This window comes from Methanimicrococcus hacksteinii (genome assembly GCF_032714515.1).
GTDB classification, from domain to species: Archaea; Halobacteriota; Methanosarcinia; order Methanosarcinales; family Methanosarcinaceae; genus Methanimicrococcus; species Methanimicrococcus hacksteinii.
Genome location: NZ_JAWDKC010000015.1, coordinates 95,505 through 116,983 on the forward strand (window position 1 = coordinate 95,505; position 21,479 = coordinate 116,983).

Consider the following 21,479-nt stretch of genomic DNA (forward strand, 5'->3'; position numbering starts at 1 on the left):
ACAAATATTACATTTTTATTTTTTATCTTTGAATTGGCAATAAATAAAATTGCGATCACCGCATGAAATATTGCCGAATTAATCGCCGTCGGCACCAAAAGGATGAACGTTTATTCAAAATGATAACATTTAAAACAAAGGTCAATGAACTTTATAATGTCTCGGCGCGCTAATTTAATGGAAGCAGTATATTAATATGTTTCCATTCATTAGATAATTATATAGTTTGTCTTATATATATTTTTGGTATACTTATTGTCGTAAAAAAGCCGCTTATTGTCGAAAATCACTCGATTTTGCCGGTCAGATTTTCCCACGTTCCTTTCAGTTTGCCGCCGAGCGCAAGCTTGCCGAGTTTTTTGCAGATGTCCGGATGAACACTTGCAGGCGCCACATTCTCGTACGCCGTTGACGGCAGCGGCGTCAAATAATGCGCGCGCACTTCCCCGCCTTTTTGACAAAGCCAGTCAATCATTTCCAGCGTTTTTTGCTGATCTTCCGCCGTTTCACTCGGAAAACCCGTAATAAAATCGACAATCGGCGTAATATTGTTTGAAAAACAAAGCTCGGCCGCTGTATAGACGTCCTCGGCAGAATGTCCGCGTCCGATTTCTTTCAAAACCGCATCACTTCCGGACTGCGCGCCGATGCTGAGCGAATCGTTCGCGCAATACGAGCGGACCATATCAATCATTTCTTCCGTGACGAATTCCGGCCGTACTTCCGACGGAAACGTGCCGAAAAAAATGCGTTTGTTCTCAAGTTTTGATAAAGATGACAGCAGCTCCCTGACCTTTTCAGGCTTTGCCGTTACCCCGTTTCCGCCGTATGCGAAAGCGTTTGACGAAATGAACCGCAGATCATCGTAATACCCCTCATATTTGACAATCTCGGTAACACTCCGGTGGCGCATCCGATGCCCGAAAATCTGCGGCGTTTGACAAAATTTGCAGGCGTGCGGGCAGCCGCGCGAGATTTCAAGCGGACGCCAAATATTGTCGGGCGAAAAACAGGGACAGCTGTCCAATGAAACATTTTCCCGCTTCGGCGTCGTCACGAGGTTTCCCGCATTATCTTTAAAGGCGATTCCCGGAATCGTTTCAAGTCCCGATTTCAAATCCGTTCCGTTTCGATTATTCTCCATAATCTTTGAAACGAGTGCCGGAAGCGTCTCCTCGCCTTCGCCGATGACGGCCGCGTCAAAATACTGAAGCGTTTCCGGCGGCGCCCCCGACGGATGCGGACCGCCGGCAATGAAAAATGCGGAAATTCCGTCGGCGCGTGCCGTCATAACCTCTTCAAAAACGTCTTTCTTTTGGTTTGTAAAAAAACTGTAAAGCATGATTCCCTGAGCCGGAGATTTGACAAAATCCGCGCCGGGAAGAACCGGAATCAATGCCGAATAACTGTAAGTATTTTTCTTAAAATAGCGGAAATGAATCGGAAGATCTGAAGCGAATTGACTTTGCATACCGTTTTTCGAATTCAAATTCATTTTCAAATGACCGCCGATTACAAATCTGATACAAACAAATTACAAAAAAATTACAAAATTTCGATAAATCCTTCCGCGCTGTTGACCAAAACATCGTCACCGTCTTTTAAAACGTCATACGGATTCGTTTCCAGCTTGTCAATCAGCGGAATCTCGGAAATGATTGCGCCGACCGCGACAATCGGTTCGCATTCCAAATTGATGATGGCTGCAGGCGCTTTGTTGTTCTTTTTCAGCTGATAAATCACATAAGAGCCGACGGTAGAACCTTTTCCCTGCGGAAAAACCAAGACTTTTCCCGTAATGGATTCGCCGAAAAGCTCATGCGCCGGATCAACAATCTCCCCCGTTTCAGGATTGACATTCCCCAAAAACGAAATCGGATCTTTCGTCATCAAAACTTTTCCCGACGCTTCGCCGCGCGCAATTGTCCGTCCTTTAATGATTCTGCTCATTTAAATCTCCCCCGTCGCGTCCCTGACGCAGGCTTCGGCCGTTCCGTATGTCGCTTTGATGCCGCACATACTCGGCACATACGCATACGCCTTTCCGGAATTCACCATCATGCAGTTATAAGAATTCGCTGCGGGAGATACGACCATACAAGTGTCGCAGACAACTTTGGCCCCGCTTTTTTCGATTTTGTCAACAAGCGCTTTATTCTGTTCGGCAATTTCCCGCGATGTGAAAACCCAAAACTCTTTGACAACGGTTTTGCCGTCCAAAAGAGATGCAATCTGTTCCAATTCAGCTTTGGAACAGTGCGGGCAGCCGATTGTCACAATATCGTTTCCGTCCGTCAGCGCGTTTGACGCTTCATAAACCGCGTCGATGTCTTTCTTTTCAATTGAAATGCTTTCAGCCGGCTTTTCATAAACAAATTCGGGATCCGTCATTTCAGGCGTCACGCCGTCAATATGATAAAGCGCAACCGCACCGGACGCCGCCATCGCCGCGCCGAGCATTTTCATTTCGTCTTTGGACGGAACGGATTTCATACGGAACAGCGGAATTCTGCTGCCGATGACTTTGCCCGCCACAAAGCCGAGCGCCCCGTAATCAGAGCCGAGCGTCTCAAAATCAACAACAACTTCGATATCAGGTTTCCTGTTTTCGGTTTTGTGGTACCCGTAGTCCGGTGTTTTCCCGACGAGCGCCGCCGCCAGCGCCGACGGTCCGCCCTCGCGGTTGGTGCGCGCGCCGAGAACGGAGTTCGCATATGAAATGGCCGAGGACTCGCCCCACGCCAAATGATCTTTGTAAGACACATCGAAGCCGCTCAAATAATAAGGCGTACACGTGCATTTCGGCGCGATGCCGAGACTTCCGAACGCCTTGATAATTTCAATCTGTTTGGCCGCGAATTTCGGGTCAATTCCGAGACGTTCCCAATTGTTCATGTCCATGCCGGCCGGATTGAGAACGGTTGGCACTTTGACGGTTCCTTTCAAATCGGAAATCCATTCAATGCCGGCGTCCCCAATCGTTTTGTAAGAAACGCCCGACACCTGCGCGCTTTTAATCGGAATGAGCGCGTCCGCGCCGTAAATGTCGCCGAGCGCAGCGAGAATTTCAATCATTTTGCGAAGCGTTTCGCCGTCTTCGCCGCGAAGCATTCTTTCTTCTTCTTTGGTCAGATACATATTTGTCTCCCTCTCGCTTTCTGAAATCAAATCACTTTTTCAATTCGGGAAACTTTGCGCGCTCGAAATCTTCTTTGTGCGCGAGCACTTTTGTCGCGTCCACGCCGACTTTGGAAGTCGTGCCGTCGGGCGCGCCGCGCGGATCGAGTGAGCTCCCGCGAACGTTTGTGATTATCATTGTGTCCATATCGCCTTTAACGCGCGTCGCAATCGCGAATTCGACATCGTCGGGATTGAAAATGTCAATGTCTTCGTCCACGACAACCACATGTTTTAAACTGGTGTGCGCGGCAAACGCGGCCATCATCGCGTTCTTTGCATCGCCTTCCGTCTGCTTTTTGATCTGAACGACGGCGTGCAGGTAACAGCAGCCGCCTTCCGTTAAAACGACATTGGAAACGGTGGTGACTTCGCCGACCGCTTTGTAAATTTTCGGCTCGTACGGAACGCCCATCATGAGCAGGTGTTCGGCGCCGGCCGGCAGGATGCCGTGATAAATCGGATCAATTCTGTGATAAATTCGGGTAATTTTAATAACGGGCTCGGGACGGATGTGATCGTACGTTCCCGTAATGTCAACGAACGGCCCTTCCGGCACGCGCTCATCGGGGTCAAGGTAGCCTTCGAGAACATATTCCGCGTGCGGCACTTTGATGCCGTTTGCGCATTCAAACAATTCAACGGGCGCGCCGCGAAGCGCCGCTGCGTATTCAAATTCTTTGGAGAGCGGCACGCGTGTGGTGCTTGCGTAAGTAATCACGGGATCTGCGCCGAGAACGATTGCAACCGGCAATTTTTCGCCTTTTTCGGATGCCTTTTTGTGAATCACATAGGTATGGCGCGGCGGCACAAGTCTTGCCGCAAGCGTGTTTTTGTCAACGACCATTAATCTGTGAATGGAGGCGTTCTTTTCGCCGTCGTATTCGGAAACGACAATTCCGGCCGTAATGTATCCCTCGCCGCCGTCTTTTTCAAAGTGCTTCATAATCGGCAGCTTGAACAAATCAACGTCTTTCTCTTCGATAACGACTTCTTTTGTGGGCGAGTCTTTCACAATGACAACTTCGCCGTCGGGCGTGATGTCTGCCAGACGCTGAATGATTTCTTCTTTGGGAACGCCGAGCATTGCGCCGAGTTCTTCGCGGCTGCCGAGCAGGTTCATAATCGCTTTGGAACCGTTAATATTGCCGAAAAAAACAGGACCTTTGTTTTCGTGCGCCAAAATCGGCGCTTCGTACTCTTTCGAAACGGGACGGTCGATTTCGGTCAGACGCCCGTTTTTTCTTAAATCATCAATAAAACCGCGGAAACTCATAGTATCTGCTTTTGAAAAAGCGGTATGTAAATAAAAAGGTTGCTTACCGATTTCAAAAATAAAATTCGGGTTATGACTCAGGCCATTGTTAAAAAATCGGGAGTTTTCCGCGTTAGCAGAAAACTCGAAACATTTGTTGTCCGATTGATTTTGCAGAAGCCCTGAATAAAAACTTCAGACAAAACCGATCGGATCGAGGTTTTTAACTATCTATAAAATAGGAGTAAACAATGATTAAAAAATTACTAACTATCTTTATTGCTCTTGCTGTGCTGCAAGTTGTTCGACATCTGTGCGTTGCCGTACAATCCTCACCGCTTTTGGCGCTGAAAACAATTCATGAATTTCATGGCATGAATTTCTTGAATTGCTGATTGTAAGACAATTGTACTACTCTCTCAAAATATAAAAACTATTTGATGTCATTTGTTATCTTTTTTGTTAAATGTCTGAATGATACAAATTAAAAAAAGAATGGAGAAGATTATAATTAGAATTACAATTCTCCGCTTGCCAAATCTTTTGCAACTTGTTCAAGCTGCTCGGCGTTTAAAACCGGATTGTCTTCGTTAAGCAGATTGCCGTCTTTAAAGAATTTAAATCCGGGTGCCGCAACAATGCCGTATCTTTTGGTGATGTCCAGATAATCCATCGCATTGATGCGGACAAATGAAATTTTATCGCCGTATTTTTTGTCGAGGTCGGCAAAAACCGGTTTCATTTTTTCACAGTGCGGGCAAGTTTCCATATAAAACATCGTCATGACGGGCTTTTCTTTGTTTGAGATGAGTTCGTCCCATGTGTCTGCTGTTGCTTCCGTAATTGTCATAAAATGCCTCCGATACAAAGATTCTTTCGCTGTTTTATAAATCTTTGTTATTGAAAATTAAATTGAAACTTAATGCTGAAAATTAAATCGAAACTTAATGTTGAAAATTAAATTGAAGCTTAATATTGAAACTTAATATTGAAAATTAAAAATGAAAAACCGAAAAACGGTTTTTCAGCGAAGAATTGTTGTTTCATACGGGTTTTTCAATTCTTTCTTTGAAACCGGCTCGTCGGCATAACCGAAGGCAGCGGTTGCAAGCGGCTTAAATCCGGCAGGGATTTTCAATTCCGAAAGCAGGGATTCATCCGAAAAAGCAAGTGTCGGGGACAGCATGAAAACGCTTCCGACACCCATGTCGGCTGCGGCAACCAATATGTTTTCGAGAATGCAGGCGGCATTGAAATCACCGATTGTCGGCATTCTTTCATTCGGCGCGGCTGAGATAATAATCAAAGTCGGGGCACCGTAAATCGGATCGGGAGCTTCCATTCCGGGGACGGCGGCTTTAACGGCGCTTGAAATTTTGCTCAAAAGATCGCGGTTCTGAACGACCGTGAAATGAATGGATTTATAATCTCCGAGTCCGACCGGTGCAATGCCGCCGGCGCTGAGAATTGTGTTCAGTTCGGCATCTTTAATCTGTTCTTTTTTGTACTTGCGTACGGCTTTTCTGCTTGTAAGGGCATCTAATGTTTCCATCGTTTTATCTCCTTTTTTGATTTGAAATAATAAAACAAAATAAAGAAGAATTTTATATTTATGAAGTTATGCTTTTTCGGCGGAATAAGAATCCGCATTTGTCATTTATTTTGTTTTTCTACAATTATGTTTATATAAGAAAGACGGATTTACACATACATTCATTACATACCCGCACCGACCGGTGTTTACCGTCGCGGGAGACGTAATGTGACAAGATATTGTCGCATCAGGGAAAAACGAACAATATCAGAAAAACGGAACAAAAATCAAAAACGAAAAACTGCATTCCTCATGCAATGTATACCATTTTTAAATCTGTTCTTTGAGCAATCAAACCCAAGATAAGATATCAATAACCCACTTGGAAAAGCGGTACCGTACGGGCCGCGCAGCGAAAGGAGAAAATGCTCAATATGTTTTAACCAAAACCGTGAAACTGTTATCGATTATCGATATTTGCGGTTTATGTGGTTTACGTGATTCACATCAAATTTTAGAATCATTTTTGAAATTTTTGAAATAATTATACTGAGGAGAGAAAAGACTATGAATTTTTTAAAAAGCATTAAACAGCGCGCAAAAGAAGCCGGCAAAACAATCGTGCTTCCCGAAACCGGCGACATGCGTACCTTAAACGCAGCCGATATGATTTTACGCGAAGACATTGCAAAAATTATTTTAATCGGCAGCAAAGACGAAATTCTCGCCAAAGCCGACGGATTGGATCTTTCCAAAGCAATGTTCATTGATCCGGAAAATTATGCCGAAATGGACAGTCTTGCCGACAAACTGGCAGACCTGCGCAAAGACAAAGGCATGACCAAAGAAGACGCCGCCGCTTTGCTTAAAGACGACACCTTGTATTTGGGCTGCATGCTGGTCAAAGAGGGAATCGCCGACGGCATGGTCGCAGGCGCCGTGAATTCGACGCCGAATGTGCTTCGCCCCTGTCTACAGATTCTCAAAACCGCGCCGGGCGTGAAATTGGTTTCCAGTTTCTTTGTCATGGTCGTTCCGGACTGCGATTTCGGCGAAGACGGCGTTTTCATTTTCTCCGACAGCGGTCTCGTTCAAAACCCGAATTCCGAAGAATTGGCAGCCATCGCTCAAAGCGCCGCGGAATCCTTCCGCAAATTGGTCCAAGCGGAACCCAAAGTCGCTTTCCTTTCCCATTCCACAAAAGGCAGTGCCAAGCATCCCGACGTGAATAAAGTAACGGAAGCCGTGCGCATCGCAAAGGAAGAAGCGCCCGACATCCTGATGGACGGCGAACTCCAGCTGGATGCGGCAATCGTCCCCGAAATCGGAAAACAGAAAGCGCCGAACAGTCCCGTTGCCGGAAATGCTAATGTGCTTGTGTTTCCGGATTTGGATGCCGGCAACATCGGTTACAAATTGGTGGAGCGCTTGGCAAAAGCGGAAGCCTACGGTCCGATTACTCAGGGCATTGCAAAGCCCGTCAACGATCTTTCCCGCGGCTGCACTGCCGAAGACATCGTCGGCGTGGCAGCAATTACGGCTGTTCAGGCTATTACGGAATAAGTGTGCGAAAGTGCGAAATGCGAAATGCAGTCTGTAAATCTAAAGACAGATTGAATCTAAAGACAGATTGAATCTAAAAACAGACTGCGGCATCAAATTCAAATTATCAAGTGTGAAAACACCAACATTGGAGGAATAACGAAATGAATGTATTGGTTTTAAATTGCGGCAGCTCGTCGCTGAAATATCAGTTATTGAACATGGAAACAGAAACCTTGCTGGTCAAAGGTCTTTGTGAGCGTATCGGAATCGACGGCCAGTTAAAGCATGAACGCAGCGACAAAACGTATGAAGCTGATTTGCCCATGCCTGATCACGATGCGGCCGTCAAAATTGTTTTGGACGCGCTTTTGGACCCGAGTCACGGCGTGCTCAAATCCATGGACGAAATCCATGCGGTCGGCCACCGCGTCGTGCACGGCGGCGAACATTTCAGCGAATCCGTCTTAATTGACGATGAAGTGGAAAAAGCAATCGAAGATTGTTTTGAGCTTGCGCCTCTGCACAACCCGCCGAACTTAACCGGCATCCGCGCCTGCAAACACATCATGCCCGGCGTTCCGCAAGTGGCGGTGTTTGACACGGCTTTCCATGCCGATATGCCCAAAAAAGCCTATTTGTACGCCATTCCGTACGGTCTTTACGAGAAATATAAAATCAGAAAGTACGGTTTCCACGGCACCAGTCACAAATACGTTTCCATGCGCGCGGCCGAAATGCTGGGCAAACCGTATGACAAATTAAAAGTCGTGACCTGCCACTTGGGCAACGGCGCCAGTGTTTGTGCCGTTGACGGCGGACGCTCCGTTGACACATCCATGGGCTTAACACCGCTGGAAGGCCTCATCATGGGAACACGCAGCGGCGACATTGACCCCGCGGTCGTCACATTCATTATGCAGAAAGAAAACCTGACCGCGCAGGAAACATTGGATCTTTTGAACAAAAAATCCGGCGTCCTCGGCGTTTCAGGCGTTTCAAGCGACTTCAGAGACCTCGATAAAGCCGCATCTGAAGGCAACGAACAGGCAAAAGCGGCATTGGAATCCTATTGGTACAGAGTTGCCCGCTACATCGGCAGCTACTGCGCTTCCATGAACGGCGCGGACGCCATTGTCTTCACGGCAGGCGTCGGCGAAAACCACATCCAGACCCGTGAAGAAATCTGTAAATATCTGGGCTATCTCGGCGTTGAAGTCGATTCCGCCAAAAACAATGTGCGCGGAAAAGAAGTCGACTTTTCAAAAGACGGCGCAAAAGTGCGCGCTTTAATCATTCCGACCAACGAAGAATTGGTGATTGCAAGAGACACCAAATTGGCGGTCAGCAACAGCATGCTTGCTTTTAACAAATGAGTCGGCAGCTGATTATTGAAAAATTTGAAAAATAATTGCGAAGAAGTTTTCGGGCTTCTTCGTCTTCTTTTTTTGTTTTTAATTGCGCTGCCGCCGCGCGCGGGCCGTACGTTTTTTAAAATGATTGAAAAACGGACCCGGTTTTATTCAGCGAATGATAACCCGGCAGTTTGATTCATTTTTTTGATTAATTTGATTCATCTTTGCTTTTCGATACCGTTTGATATGTCGGCAATACCAAAGGATTCTGATTTGAAAAACCCGTGACGGATTTGACGATTTCCGTCATCTTTTTGTAAGCAATCGGATTTCCGTTTTCCAAAACATAATTTCGAAGTTCTTCGACATCATAATCCTCGCCGGTTCCGTCCACTTTGAAAAAGAACACAGCGATGCATTTCAAATTCATGGAACCGTTTTCGGCCGTGATTTCAATCATTTGCTCGACGATACACGGTTTGCTTAAATCGCCGATCGGAACTTTGGCGTTTGCACCTGTTTTGATTTGCATATTGACGGGGCCTTCGACCGGATTGTAATCGTATTCCAACTTGCGGAGAGAAGAGCTGACTAATCGGCATTTTTTAAAATTCATCGTGATTCCTCGGCTTTTGATATTGATGTTATTTGATATTTGATATTTTGATGTTTTTGATTTTGATGTTTTTATGTTTTTGATTTTTGATGTTTTTATGTTTTTGATATTTTTGAAATTTTATATTGACAAAAGATATTTTCTCCGATTATTAATGTGTGCCGATTTAATCGAATCGTTTTATCGATTTTACCGAATTTTTACCGATTTTTGCGGCATGACGTCATATTTTCATATCGTTTGCAGCCGGCACTCCGCACGCGCGAAGCGGCACGGTTTGAAAATCCTTCAAAACAAAACCGCATTTTTCAAAGACAACAATCGTTTTAAAAAATTAAAAATCATTATCGGAATCCTTTTGTGCGACATTGTAAACTCACGGGTAATTTATTTATAGTTTACATTCTTTTTTTGTTCCACTTTAAAGAACCGAACCTGTTTTTGCGGATTTATTACCAAAGAGGCAACCGAACAGATGTAAACGAAAAAACGAGAGTCATTTTTGACTCAAATCTCTTATCAAATTTATGGAGGGCTGAAGATTATGGCCGTTAAAATTACAGAAACCGCTCTTCGTGACGCACACCAGTCTTTAATTGCGACACGCATGAGAACCCGCGATATTTTGGATATTGTTGAACAGTTGGACGACGTCGGATATTATTCCCTTGAAATGTGGGGCGGCGCAACTTTTGACACATGCATCCGCTATCTCAATGAAGATCCGTGGCAGAGACTTCGAGACATCAAATCGCGCATGAAAAAGACGCCGGCGCAAATGCTTCTCCGCGGTCAGAACCTTGTCGGCTACCGCCATTATTCCGACGATGTCGTTGAAAAATTCGTGACAAAAGCGCATGAAAACGGCATTGATATTTTCAGAATTTTTGACGCGCTCAACGATTTCAGAAACATTGAAACCGCGGTGAAAACCGCCAAAAAAGTCGGCGCGCACGTTCAGGGAACGGTCAGCTACACCATCAGTCCCGTTCACACCCCCGAGACATTTATCAAAATGGCAAAGCAGCTCGAAGAAATGGACTGCGACTCCATTTGCATCAAAGACATGGCAGGCCTGCTCTCACCGGCAGCGGCATCCGAAATTGTTTCCGGCATGAAAAAGGAAGTTTCCATTCCGATCTGCGTTCACTCGCACTGCACTTCCGGCATGGCTCCTGTTATGTATTACGCTGCTGTTGAAGCCGGCGCGGACATCATTGACACCGCCATTTCTCCGTTCGGCTGGGGCAGTTCGCAGCCGCCGACAGAAGCGATGGTCGCCTCATTCATGGGAACGAAATACGATTCCGGCATCTCTCTTGAGAAATTCAATGAAATTACGCCGTTTTTTAGAAACCTGAAAGACAAATACAACTCCATCTGCGACCCGATTTCAGAAACGATCGACGCGAATGTCATTTTGTACCAGATTCCGGGCGGCATGCTTTCGAACTTGGTTTCTCAGCTCAAAGAGCAGAACGCGCTTGACAAATATATGGACGTTTTGGCGGAAATGCCGCGCGTCCGCGAAGAACTCGGCTACCCGCCGCTTGTCACACCGACCAGCCAGATTGTCGGAACGCAAGCCGTTTTAAACGTCATCATGGGCGAGCGCTACAAAGTGATTCCCAAAGAAGTCAAAGATTATGCCCGCGGCTATTACGGCAAAACACCCGTTCCGATGACCGGGGAAATGATTTCGCTCATCATCGGCGACGAAAAGCCGATTACCTGCCGCCCCGGAGATTTGCTTCCGCCGGAATATGAAAAGATGAAGAAAGAAGCGGAAGAGATGGGCATCGCCAAATCCGAAGAAGATGTGCTCACTTACATTTTATACCCCGCAATCGCTCCGAAATTCCTGAAAGGCGAAGCAATCGAAGAAGAATTGGTTTGCGGCTGCAGCATGCCCGCATCCGGCGGCGCCAGCATTTCCGGCGTTCCGACGGAATACAAAGTGGAAGTGGACGGCAGCGTCTTTGATGTCAAAGTTGAGCCGACCGGATACAGCATTGTCGCGGCGGACGGATCCAAATCCGGCGGCGCGGCACCGTCAGAGGATGAAAAGAAATCCAAGGCCAATGCGCCCGGCGCCGTGACCAGCTCCATGCAGGGCATGATTCTTTCCATCAAAACAAAAGTCGGCGAACAAGTCAACGAGGGCGACACCATCTGCGTGATTGAAGCCATGAAAATGGAAAACGCCGTCAACGCGCCGAAATCCGGCGTTGTCAAGGAAATTATCGTTGCGGAAGGCGACACGGTTGCCGCCGGAGACGCTTTGATGATTATCGAATAAGGAGTGAAACAATATGTTTCAAAAAATCCTTGTTGCCAACCGCGGTGAAATCGCAATCCGTGTGATGCGCGCCTGCCGTGAGATGGACATTAAAACGGTTGCCGTTTATTCCGATGCGGATAACAAAGCGCTTTTTGCGATGTACGCCGATGAAGCGGCCTATGTCGGCCCGGCACCTGCCAGTCAAAGCTATCTGAACATGGAAAAAATCATTGAGGTTGCCAAGCAGACCGGCTGTGACGCGGTTCATCCCGGCTACGGTTTTCTTTCGGAAAATTCAAAATTCGCGCGCCGCTGCGCAGAGGAAGGCATCACGTTTATCGGTCCGTCCGCCGACGTGATTGACAAGCTCGGCAGCAAAATCGAGTCGCGTAAAATCGCAAAAGCGGCAAACATTCCGACCGTTCCGGGGACGGAAGACGCGGTCAAAGATGCCGACGAAGCGATTCTGGTTGCCAAAGACATCGGCTATCCTGTTTTGATTAAAGCGTCTGCCGGCGGCGGCGGCATCGGTATGCGCGTCGTCAACAGCGAAGAAGAATTCAAAGACGCGCTGGAAACCACAATGCGTTTGGCCGGATCCGCTTTCGGCGATCCTTCCGTTTTCATTGAAAAATATATTTTAAATCCGCGCCATATTGAAATTCAGATTATGGCCGACAAATTCGGCAATGTCATTTATTTGGGTGACCGCGAATGTTCGATTCAGCGCCGCCACCAGAAACTGATTGAAGAAGCTCCGTCGCCGATTATGACGCCCGAACTCCGCAAGGAAATGGGCGAAGCTGCGATCCGCGCGGCCAAAGCGGTCGGCTATTCCAATGCGGGAACGGTGGAATTCATTTTCTCAAACGGCAAATTCTACTTCCTGGAAGTCAACACGCGCCTTCAGGTCGAGCACGGCATTACGGAATTGATTACGGGCGTTGATTTGGTCAAAGCGCAGATTCGTGTCGCGGCCGGCTTTGAGCTCGGCATGACGCAGGAAGATGTGTCCATCCGCGGCCACGCCATTGAATGCCGTATCAACGCGGAAGATCCGCTCAACGACTTTGCGCCGTCTCCCGGAAAAATCAGAAGATACAGATCTTCCGGCGGTCCGGGCATTCGTGTCGACAGCGGTGTTCACACAGGATATACGATCTCGCCTTATTATGATTCGATGATTTCCAAGCTGTGCGCTTACGGCGAAGACCGTGATGAAGCGATTGCGCGTATGAAGCGCGCGCTTTACGAATATGTGGTCATCGGCGTGACGACCAACATTCCGTTCCACAAAGCGGTCATGGAAAACGAAGAATTCAAAAAAGGAAACTTGTCGACGCGGTTTATTGACGACAACAACATTGTTCCTGCGATTCGCGATATTTTGGAGCGCGACTCTGAAAAAGGGGCGACGCTTGCTTCGGCGCTGGACAACGAAGAAGTTGTCATTGCGGCAATTACGGCAGCGGTCAGCAGTTACATGAGCAGTGTTGCCGAGATTGAAAATAAAGGCGGCAAAAAATAAACGACTGTAAACACAGCCGTCAAGTTTGAACGAGAACCAAATTTATATAAACTTGGAAATGAAAGTAAGGCTACTAAGCAATTGTAAACCAGGGGAAACTCGGGATGAAAAGCAAAAGATCAGAAATTATCAATGCGTTTAAAGCCGCAAACGGAAAGGCCATTTCGGGCGAAGAGCTGGGAAAAGAGCTCGGCATCTCCAGAACGATGGTCTGCAAATACATCAAAGGCTTAAAAGACGACGGGTATGAAATAACATCTGCGCCGAAAAAGGGCTATGTTTTGAAATCCGTTCCCAAGCTGCTTTATCCCGAAGAAATTCTTTCGGGTTTGAAGACGACGCTTTTCGGGAAAAATATTTTTTATTATGATGAGGCCGGCTCTTCCAATGATATCGCCAAGAAACTTGCGCCGACGGCGGAAGAAGGAACGATTGTCGTTGTGGAGCAGCAGACCGGCGGCCGCGGCCGTCTCGGCAGGCAATGGGCGTCACCGAAAGGCGGTATCTGGTTTTCAACGATTTTAAAACCCAGAATCGCGCTCAGCGCAGCCTCCCGCTTAACATTGACGTTCGGGCTCAGCGTTGCCAAAACAATGCGTCAATACGGCTTTGACGCCAAAATCAAATGGCCCAACGATGTTTTGGTCAACGGTAAGAAGGTCACCGGCATCTTAACGGAAGTGGAAGCCGAAATTGACACCGTTGAATTTGTAGTGATCGGAATCGGCATCAACGCCAACATGAGTTTAAAAGACATTCCCGAAGATTTGCGCGAAAACTCGACGACGCTTCGCGACGAAGGCGGTAAAAGCATCGACCGCGTGGAGTTCCTTCAGAAGCTTTTGTTTGAAATGGAACAGGAATACATCCGTTTCAGCACGCGCCCGTTCAATGAAATCATGGACGAAATCATTGCGCTGTCGGATACGATCGGCAAAGAAGTGACGGTCAACATGCCCAACAGAATCGTCGAAGGAACGGTTGTCGGCATTTCCAAAACCGGCGCGCTTTTGCTGAAGAAAGCGGACGGCGAAATCGAAGAAATCATCGCCGGGCGGTGTATGTACGCGAAAAAATAATTTGAAATTATGAACCGGCACCGTAACAATCAAATAATTCAAAGTCAAAAAATTGAAAATCAATAAAAACGGAGAACGAAATGATCGGAATTCCCCTGTCAAGCCGATTAATGCCGCTTTTGAAACGGCATTCTGTCCTTTTTTTTGTTCTTGTATTGGCAGCTGCTGCTTTGCTTTTGCCCTGCGCGGCCGAGAGTGAAACAAAAACGCTGATTTCCGATGAATACGTGATTCTGCGCGACGGCGAAACTCAAAAGTTTCAGCTGGGATATGAAGCCGTCTTAAAAGGATTCGGCGCCGACAGTGTTTTGGTTGAATTTTATAACAATCACAGCAAGCCTGTTTCGGTCGGAAGTGTTATTCTCAAAGAAGGTGAAACGGTCCAATGTTATCGAAAAGCCGACGAAGACAATTTGATTGTTTTAATGATGACGCTGGATAAAATGTATTTCAACAATTCCCAGGTCATTGTCGGATTTTCGCATGTTTATCAGTTTGAAGATGTTTTCCCGTCGGACGGTACGGAATGGGTTCTGGAAACCGCCGTTTTGGAAGATCCGTCAACGCCGGGAAGCACCAAACCGCCGGAAGGCGGCAGCAATATCGGCCAGGATCTTATGAATCCGCTGTACATCATCATACTGATCGGAGCGGCGGCGGTTGCCGTTTGTATCATCCGGATTTTTTCAGAAAAGAAACCCAAAAAAAGCAAAAAGAATTCTAAAGATTCTTTGGAAAATGAAAAATAAAAAACGAAGGTAGAAAGAGCAAAAATGAAAAAACAAATGAAAAACAAAATGAAAAGCAAAAATAAAAGCAAAAAATAAAAACGATGAAAACAAAATATAAAAAAATAAAAACAAAAAATGGAACCCGAGACGGGAACCAAAAAAATAATTAGAAAATAAATTAATAAATAATTAAATAAATCAAATCAGGCTTTCATAATAGCCTTTTCTTTTTTCTTTCTGATCTTCTTCTTTTTTAACGGAAACAATCAGCTTTTTCTTTGTGACCGGTTCCAGCCGCTTCCATTCAACAACGGCGTCTTCTTCTAAAATGAAATCTTCGGCCCGTTTGTCGATGAGTTTGCCGTTGACTTCATACAAATAAAAGCCTTCTTCACCGTCGGCGGCGACAATAAAGTCTTTGCCGTCAATGTTTTTGACTTCTACGACCGAGACGGTTTTAAATGCTTCCATCAAGGACGTTCCTTTTTCAACTTCCAGACGTTTCACCGGCGCGAACGAATCAAAAGCGCCCGTGAAATTCTTTTTCAGTAAAGAGAATACATGGGTTTTGCCGTAGATTTTTCTCTCAATTAAACCGGCCTCTTCCAAAACTTTGATGTGTTTGGACGCAACGGGGACGGAAATGCCCAAATCGCGCGCAATTGCCGAAATATGCATGTCTTCCATTGCCAAAAGCTGCAGAATGCGCTGACGCATTTGACTGGAAACGGCCGCAAACATTTGCGTGCTTTCTGTCTGAGATTCCTCTTTCGGTGCCCGGCCGCCCTTTTTGGGGGATTTTGCCGGTTTTTTAGAAGTTGTCGGTTTTGTCGCCATAGTTTAACCTCGGTAAAAAGATAAATAGATAGTTAAAGAAAATAGGGATACATCTTATTTATTTTAATCTGAGAAACTTAGATATAATCATTACTTTTGGAAACAAATCCGAAATGAGGAAAAAACATGAGTCAAGAACGTCAAAAATCGCAAATCATATTGATTTTGCTGACCGTTTTAGCAATTTTTCTTTTGCTGACATCAAGCGCTGCGGCAAGATCGTATTCCTTTGATCTGATTCAATCAGACATTACGGTTGATGAAAACGGTGTAACGCATGTCACCCATGAATTGTTATACACATTTGAAACAAGCCCCGGAGACGAATATCGAGAAGTTTATTATGTGATTCTTCAGGCCCAAAACACGACGATTCATAATATCACGGGTCGTTTATCCGGTTATGAAAATTCAACTTTTAACTACAACCGAATCGCTGACGGCTATGAAATTACCGCGCAATTGCCGCAGCCGAATCCGAAACATGTTTCTTTTATCTTTTCATACGACATTTACGGCGGCGTGAATGTTTACAACGATATCACCGAATTCAATTACATGCTCCGAAGCAACCAATGGAGTGAAGCGGCGGACGTTTTTGAAGCAAACATCACAATTACCGCGCTTGACGGGAATATTTTTGAAAACGAATCCTATTTGATTTACCGCCATCCGACTCCTGTATTCATGATGGTCAATACAGGCAGCGGTAATGAAACCGGATATCGGACAATCAATACAACGATTCGGGAAGAAAATGTGGCGGCCTATTCATGGATGGACGTTCGGATTCTGTACCCGCGAATGGAAAATCCCGACAGCCGATATGTGACAATCATTAATGAAAACGGCCTTGAAAAAATAATGGCGGAAGAAGAAGCCTATCAAAGAAAGCAGATCTATCCTGTTGCATTCATTTTTATTCAGCTTCTTGTTATTTTGGCAGGAATCGGCGGCGCTGTTTACATTTATTGGAAGCACGGCAGAGAGCCGAAAGTCGCTTACAATGCGCTGTATGAGCGCAACATTCCGACAAATACGAAACCGGCAATGGTCAATGCAATTATTACGGGACACGGCAAACCGAGTATGGATGCGTTTGTTTCAACAATTATGAGTTTGGTTGACCGTGATTATTTATCAATCCGGGAAACGGACAGCACAAATTGGCGCGGCAAAGACAAAAAAATCGTCGTTTTGAAATTTGAAAAACCGGCGGATTCCGGCCTTGAAAAATTTGAATCCGACGTGTATCACTTCTTGAGAAGGTATGCCGTCAATGATGAAATTGATTGGAAAGATTTCCAGAAGAAATTGGGCTCAAACGATTCCTTCTACAACTTCTTGAACAAATGGAACGCGGATGTTGAAAAACAGTCGCGTTTTGATGATTATTTCGACAGCAAAGGAAACAAATTAATCGGAAGTCTCGGCATTGTTCTGATTATTGAATCCATTCTGATGTATTTCATTTCTGAAATGCTTGCGCCTTCCATTTACTATCCGCTGACGTCAACAGCCACTTTGATGTGTCTGTTCAGCGGGATTTTAGGAATCGCTTTAATTGTTTATCCGATTGTTTTCAAAAAATCAATGGGGCGCTGGACGGATGACGGCCGCGTTTTCTATTTGAAATGGAAAAACTTTGAAAAATATCTGACCGATTATTCTCTGATTGAACAATATCCGCCGGCATCGGTGATTATCTGGGATCATTATATCGTTTATGCGATGGCGCTCGGCGTTGCCGATGAAGCATTGAAGAACATGAATCTTGCGATGCCTTCGGGCGGCATTCAGGGAAGCCGGTTCGCTTATGTTTATTATTATCCGTTCTTCTACACCGGAATGAGAAGCGCATATTCGTCTTCGACACCGCAAAGCAGCGGCGGCGGCGGCCCGGGCAGCGGCATGGGCGGCGGCGGAATCGGCGGCGGATTCGGCGGCGGCTTTGGAGGCGCCCGTTGAAATCTTTACTGATTCAAACACAATGAAACAACAGATGAATATAAAAATCAGAAACACCAAGTAAAAGGCACAGGTGGGTTTGAATCATTCAGTAATCGTAAAAGTAAGTAAAAAAGGGTACAATAAAAGATACAAAATAAAGGAGAGTACAAAAAAATGGAAACCGGAACAATTATTGCAATTGTTGTCATCGTTTTGATTTTGATCATCCTCGCGGTGCTTGCCGCGATGTACAACGGATTGGTCAAAAGCAGAAACTTTGTTGACAACGCCTGGAGTCAGATTGACGTTCAATTGAAAAGAAGATATGATTTGATTCCGAATTTGGTTGAAACCGTGAAAGGGTATGCAAGCCATGAAAAAGAAACGCTGGAGAATGTGATTGCCGCGCGCAACGCAACGATGAACGCGACATCGCCTCACGCCAAAGCGGAAGCGTCCAACATGCTGACGTCCACTTTGAAAAGCTTGTTTGCCGTTGCGGAAAATTATCCGGATTTGAAAGCGAACACAAACTTCCAGGATCTTCAAAAGCAATTGAAAGACACGGAAGACAAAATCGCTTACGCCCGTCAGTTTTACAATGACACCGTCACAAAATACAACAATGAAATTCAGACCATTCCGAGAAACATTGTTGCCAAAATCGGCGGTTTTGAGAAAAAAGAACTTTTCGACGCCGGACCCGATGAAGTCAGGGAAGCACCGAAAGTTCAGTTCTGATTTTGCATTTTTTGCAAAATCATTTCTTTTTTATTTTTGATTTTTCATTTTTGACTTTTTAACTTTTCAAAAACGGAGCGGGCATTGAAGTATTTTTGAAAATTTGTGCCGCTCGCGCGCGGCCGGCGCATCAATTCGGAAACGATAACATGGATGAAAAGAAAAGAGAACAGCTTTTGGAAGAAATTTCAGATCCGAATTTCAATCTCTCTTATTTTACGGATTTAGCAGCGGCCGACCAAAAATTCCGCGATTTTGCTGTCCGTGAAATGCTGAATCATAAGCATATCATGGTTTATTATCACTGCTATTACATTGCGGAAGCGGCGGCCGAATCTTTTCCTGATTTGATGTATGAATATTGGGATGATATTGAAAAACTTCTGAAACACAAAAATTCTTACCACCGCAATTTCGCGCTTTCGATTTTGGCAAGACTTTCAAAAGCTGACACGGGAAATAAAATGAATAAATGCATTGACGATTATTTGCTGCCGTTGCATGATGTCAAGTTTATGACCGCTGATTTTTGCATTCAGAATTGTGCGCTGATTTGTGTTTACAAGCCCGAGCTTTCCGGAAAGATTGTTTCGGCAATCATTGATTCGATTCGCCGGGGAAAGCGGACGGAAAGACAAAATTCGTTTTTGGCGGGAACGGCAATCACCGTCTTCGGTTCGTTTTACGAAAGTTACGGGAACAAAAAACAATTGATTGAATTCGCCGAAGAAAATCAAAACGGCGGCAGTCCGAAAACACGGAAAATTGCAAAAGCGTTTTTGAAAAAATTCGAATCGGCGGAATAAATTCGGTTCATGTTTTTTCAATCGTTTCTCAATCGCTTCCCGATTTTTCTCAATTGCTTCCCGATTGTTTCTCAATCGTTTTCCCAATCCGTTTCCCAATCGGTTAATTTAAATTGTTTGGCTCGTTAATTCTTTCTTATATCTTTTTAATACTTTTTTTCAATCATTTTTAAATTTCAGAGGAAAATTATGCATATTACGGAAGGTCAAAGCAAACTGGTCAAACCGATTGTGCCGGCGGAAATTACGGCGGACATGGATTTGGATGAATTCGTCAAAGCCTTGTCCGGCTGCGGATTCGGCGCACGCCGTATCGGAAAAGCGGCCGACATTTACACGGAAATGCTTTCGGATGAGAAAACGGTCAAATTTTTCGGCCTCGCAGGCGCCATGGTTCCGGCAGGTATGCGCAAAATCATCGCCGATCTGATCCGCGACGGCCATATCAATGTGCTGATCACGACCGGCGCAAATATGGTGCACGACGCGCTTGAAGGGCTTTACATGCCGCATTATGTCGGCGATGACACGGCAAATGATGTGGAACTCAGAGAAGAAGGCATTGACCGCATTTATGATGTTTATCTTCCCGATAACCATTTTGAAGATTTCGAAGGATTCATGCAGGAAATCATTGCGGAGCTTCCGACGGAAAAACCGGTTTCGATTGTTGAATTCATGCGCCACATGGGAAAGCATATTGACAATCCGGATTCGATTTTGAGAGCGGCGTACGACATGAACGTTCCGATTTACTGTCCGGCATTTCCGGACTCTGTGATTGGTCTTCAGGCCTGGCTTTACAAAGAAACCAATCCGCTTGTGATTGACGCGCTCGGCGACATGCACGATTTGATGGACATTTGCTGGGAAGCGGAAAAAGCCGGCGCTGTTTTCGTCGGCGGCGGCGTTCCGAAAAATTACACGCTTCAGACGATGCTTGTCACACCGCGCGAATTTGATTATGTGATTCAGCTGACGATGGACACGCCGCAGACGGGCGGCCTTTCCGGCGCGACTTTGGACGAGGCGGTTTCCTGGGGCAAAGTGAACGCCGAGTCGAAAACGGTGACGGTTTATTCCGATGCGACGATTACGCTTCCGCTGATGGTTGCAGCCGCCAGATCCCGGCTGAAGAAGAAGGCGGCCGGCCAAGCGGAACAGGCGGAAAAGAAAAATGAGGCCGACAAAGACGGATTGACTTATCCGACGGACTGAGGGGAGAGGAATACAAGATGAGTTCAGACACAAATGCAAATTCAAATGCAAATGCAACTGTATTTCAAAGAAAAACCGGTATTATTTTGGCGCTGGATGTGACGGATGAGGCAAGCGCACTTGAAATCACGTCCGAGGTTTCGGGATTGATTGACGCCGTTAAAATCGGCTACCCGCTTGTTCTCGGAACCGGTCTTCAGATTGCCTCAAAGCTTTCAAAATATGCGCCCGTCATCGCTGATTTTAAAGTGGCGGATATTCCGAACACCGACCGTTTGATTTGCGAACATGTTTTCAAAGCCGGCTGCGCCGCAATTATCGTCCAGGGATTTACGGGTCCGGACAGCTTGACGGAATGCGTGAAAACGGCAGACGAATTCGGCGGCAAAGTTTTTGTCGTCTCCGAAATGAGTCATCCCGGCGGCGATCATTTCTTTACGGATGACGTTTCCAAAGAAATTGCCGCGCTTGCCAAAAAATCAGATGCGTTCGGAATCGTTGCACCCGCGACACGGCCGGAGCGTGTGAAAGAACTTCGCGCCGTAATCGGCGGCGATTTGAAAATCATTTCACCCGGCGTCGGCGCTCAGGGCGGAAGCGCGGCCGATACGATTAAAGCGGGAGCGGATTGGGTGATTGTGGGGCGCAGTATCTACAACGCCGAAAATCCGAGAGACGAAGCGATGAAAGTGAAGGTTGAAATTGAAAAATTGATTTGAAATTTTTGAATTTTAAATTTGTTTCATTTTTTAAAAATTCATTCCGTTTTTAGAAAATCAAAATGCCAATGATGAGAATTTCAGCTGATTTTATGATGAGCCCTATGAGT

At 45.9% G+C, this 21,479-nt stretch carries 19 protein-coding genes; 11 read left to right on the forward strand and 8 right to left on the reverse strand.

Annotation, left to right across the window (positions count from 1 at the left end; translation table 11 throughout):
• Window positions 1–286: 286 nt before the first annotated feature.
• From MmiAt1_RS04855 to MmiAt1_RS04880, 6 genes are all read right to left on the reverse strand, one after another.
• Window positions 287–1,495, reverse strand: coding sequence for a TIGR04013 family B12-binding domain/radical SAM domain-containing protein (locus tag MmiAt1_RS04855; RefSeq protein ID WP_318785805.1), 1,209 nt, complete (start codon window positions 1,493–1,495; stop codon window positions 287–289).
• Window positions 1,496–1,545: 50 nt separating this feature from the next.
• Window positions 1,546–1,950 carry a DUF126 domain-containing protein gene (locus MmiAt1_RS04860; protein WP_318785766.1) on the reverse strand — a complete coding sequence of 135 codons (405 nt, stop codon included), beginning with the start codon at window positions 1,948–1,950 and terminating at the stop codon, window positions 1,546–1,548.
• Window positions 1,951–3,138 carry a phosphomevalonate dehydratase large subunit gene (locus tag MmiAt1_RS04865; RefSeq protein WP_318785767.1) on the reverse strand — a complete coding sequence of 396 codons (1,188 nt, stop codon included), beginning with the start codon at window positions 3,136–3,138 and terminating at the stop codon, window positions 1,951–1,953.
• A 31-nt stretch (window positions 3,139–3,169) separates the two neighbouring features.
• Window positions 3,170–4,453, reverse strand: a complete 1,284-nt coding sequence (locus MmiAt1_RS04870; RefSeq protein ID WP_318785768.1) for an anhydromevalonate phosphate decarboxylase — start codon at window positions 4,451–4,453, stop codon at window positions 3,170–3,172.
• A 496-nt stretch (window positions 4,454–4,949) separates the two neighbouring features.
• Window positions 4,950–5,282, reverse strand: coding sequence for a thioredoxin family protein (locus MmiAt1_RS04875; protein ID WP_318785769.1), 333 nt, complete (start codon window positions 5,280–5,282; stop codon window positions 4,950–4,952).
• Window positions 5,283–5,456: 174 nt separating this feature from the next.
• Window positions 5,457–5,984, reverse strand: coding sequence for a nitroreductase family protein (locus MmiAt1_RS04880; RefSeq protein WP_318785770.1), 528 nt, complete (start codon window positions 5,982–5,984; stop codon window positions 5,457–5,459).
• Between the two features lie 549 nt (window positions 5,985–6,533).
• On the opposite strand from MmiAt1_RS04880, the gene pta reads away from it, so the two are divergent.
• On the forward strand, window positions 6,534–7,529 hold the full coding sequence (gene pta, locus MmiAt1_RS04885; RefSeq protein ID WP_318785771.1) for a phosphate acetyltransferase: 996 nt from the start codon (window positions 6,534–6,536) through the stop codon (window positions 7,527–7,529).
• A gap of 143 nt (window positions 7,530–7,672) precedes the next feature.
• Window positions 7,673–8,884, forward strand: a complete 1,212-nt coding sequence (locus MmiAt1_RS04890) for an acetate/propionate family kinase (protein WP_318785772.1) — start codon at window positions 7,673–7,675, stop codon at window positions 8,882–8,884.
• A 187-nt stretch (window positions 8,885–9,071) separates the two neighbouring features.
• Here the strand turns inward: MmiAt1_RS04890 and MmiAt1_RS04895 are convergent, their stop codons facing one another.
• The gene (locus MmiAt1_RS04895) at window positions 9,072–9,479 is read right to left on the reverse strand and encodes a hypothetical protein (RefSeq protein WP_318785773.1); all 408 of its coding nucleotides are present in this window, start codon (window positions 9,477–9,479) and stop codon (window positions 9,072–9,074) included.
• Window positions 9,480–10,023: 544 nt separating this feature from the next.
• Here MmiAt1_RS04895 and oadA point away from each other — a divergent pair.
• The 4 genes from oadA (at window position 10,024) to MmiAt1_RS04915 (ending at window position 15,116) form a co-directional block, all read left to right on the forward strand.
• On the forward strand, window positions 10,024–11,778 hold the full coding sequence (oadA, locus tag MmiAt1_RS04900) for a sodium-extruding oxaloacetate decarboxylase subunit alpha (RefSeq protein ID WP_318785774.1): 1,755 nt from the start codon (window positions 10,024–10,026) through the stop codon (window positions 11,776–11,778).
• Between the two features lie 13 nt (window positions 11,779–11,791).
• Window positions 11,792–13,288, forward strand: a complete 1,497-nt coding sequence (locus tag MmiAt1_RS04905; RefSeq protein ID WP_318785775.1) for an acetyl-CoA carboxylase biotin carboxylase subunit — start codon at window positions 11,792–11,794, stop codon at window positions 13,286–13,288.
• Window positions 13,289–13,392: 104 nt separating this feature from the next.
• Window positions 13,393–14,367: a biotin--[acetyl-CoA-carboxylase] ligase gene (locus MmiAt1_RS04910; protein WP_318785776.1), complete on the forward strand. Its 975-nt coding sequence runs from the start codon at window positions 13,393–13,395 to the stop codon at window positions 14,365–14,367.
• Window positions 14,368–14,447: 80 nt separating this feature from the next.
• The gene (locus MmiAt1_RS04915; protein ID WP_318785777.1) at window positions 14,448–15,116 is read left to right on the forward strand and encodes a hypothetical protein; all 669 of its coding nucleotides are present in this window, start codon (window positions 14,448–14,450) and stop codon (window positions 15,114–15,116) included.
• Between the two features lie 180 nt (window positions 15,117–15,296).
• Here MmiAt1_RS04915 and MmiAt1_RS04920 read toward each other — a convergent pair whose 3' ends face one another.
• Window positions 15,297–15,935 (reverse strand): helix-turn-helix domain-containing protein, encoded by a 639-nt coding sequence (locus tag MmiAt1_RS04920; RefSeq protein ID WP_318785778.1) that lies wholly within the window; start codon window positions 15,933–15,935, stop codon window positions 15,297–15,299.
• A 126-nt stretch (window positions 15,936–16,061) separates the two neighbouring features.
• Between MmiAt1_RS04920 and MmiAt1_RS04925 the strand changes: the two genes are divergently transcribed.
• The 5 genes from MmiAt1_RS04925 to pyrF all read left to right on the forward strand — a co-directional run bounded on the left by MmiAt1_RS04925 (window position 16,062) and on the right by pyrF (window position 21,369).
• Window positions 16,062–17,903: a DUF2207 domain-containing protein gene (locus MmiAt1_RS04925; protein WP_318785779.1), complete on the forward strand. Its 1,842-nt coding sequence runs from the start codon at window positions 16,062–16,064 to the stop codon at window positions 17,901–17,903.
• Between the two features lie 156 nt (window positions 17,904–18,059).
• Complete coding sequence (locus tag MmiAt1_RS04930) at window positions 18,060–18,626, forward strand: LemA family protein (protein WP_318785780.1); 567 nt, start codon at window positions 18,060–18,062, stop codon at window positions 18,624–18,626.
• 95 nt (window positions 18,627–18,721) lie between these two features.
• Window positions 18,722–19,432, forward strand: a complete 711-nt coding sequence (locus MmiAt1_RS04935) for a hypothetical protein (protein WP_318785781.1) — start codon at window positions 18,722–18,724, stop codon at window positions 19,430–19,432.
• A gap of 189 nt (window positions 19,433–19,621) precedes the next feature.
• Complete coding sequence (locus MmiAt1_RS04940; RefSeq protein WP_318785782.1) at window positions 19,622–20,650, forward strand: deoxyhypusine synthase; 1,029 nt, start codon at window positions 19,622–19,624, stop codon at window positions 20,648–20,650.
• A 17-nt stretch (window positions 20,651–20,667) separates the two neighbouring features.
• Window positions 20,668–21,369: an orotidine-5'-phosphate decarboxylase gene (gene pyrF, locus MmiAt1_RS04945; protein WP_318785783.1), complete on the forward strand. Its 702-nt coding sequence runs from the start codon at window positions 20,668–20,670 to the stop codon at window positions 21,367–21,369.
• Window positions 21,370–21,479: the final 110 nt, after the last annotated feature.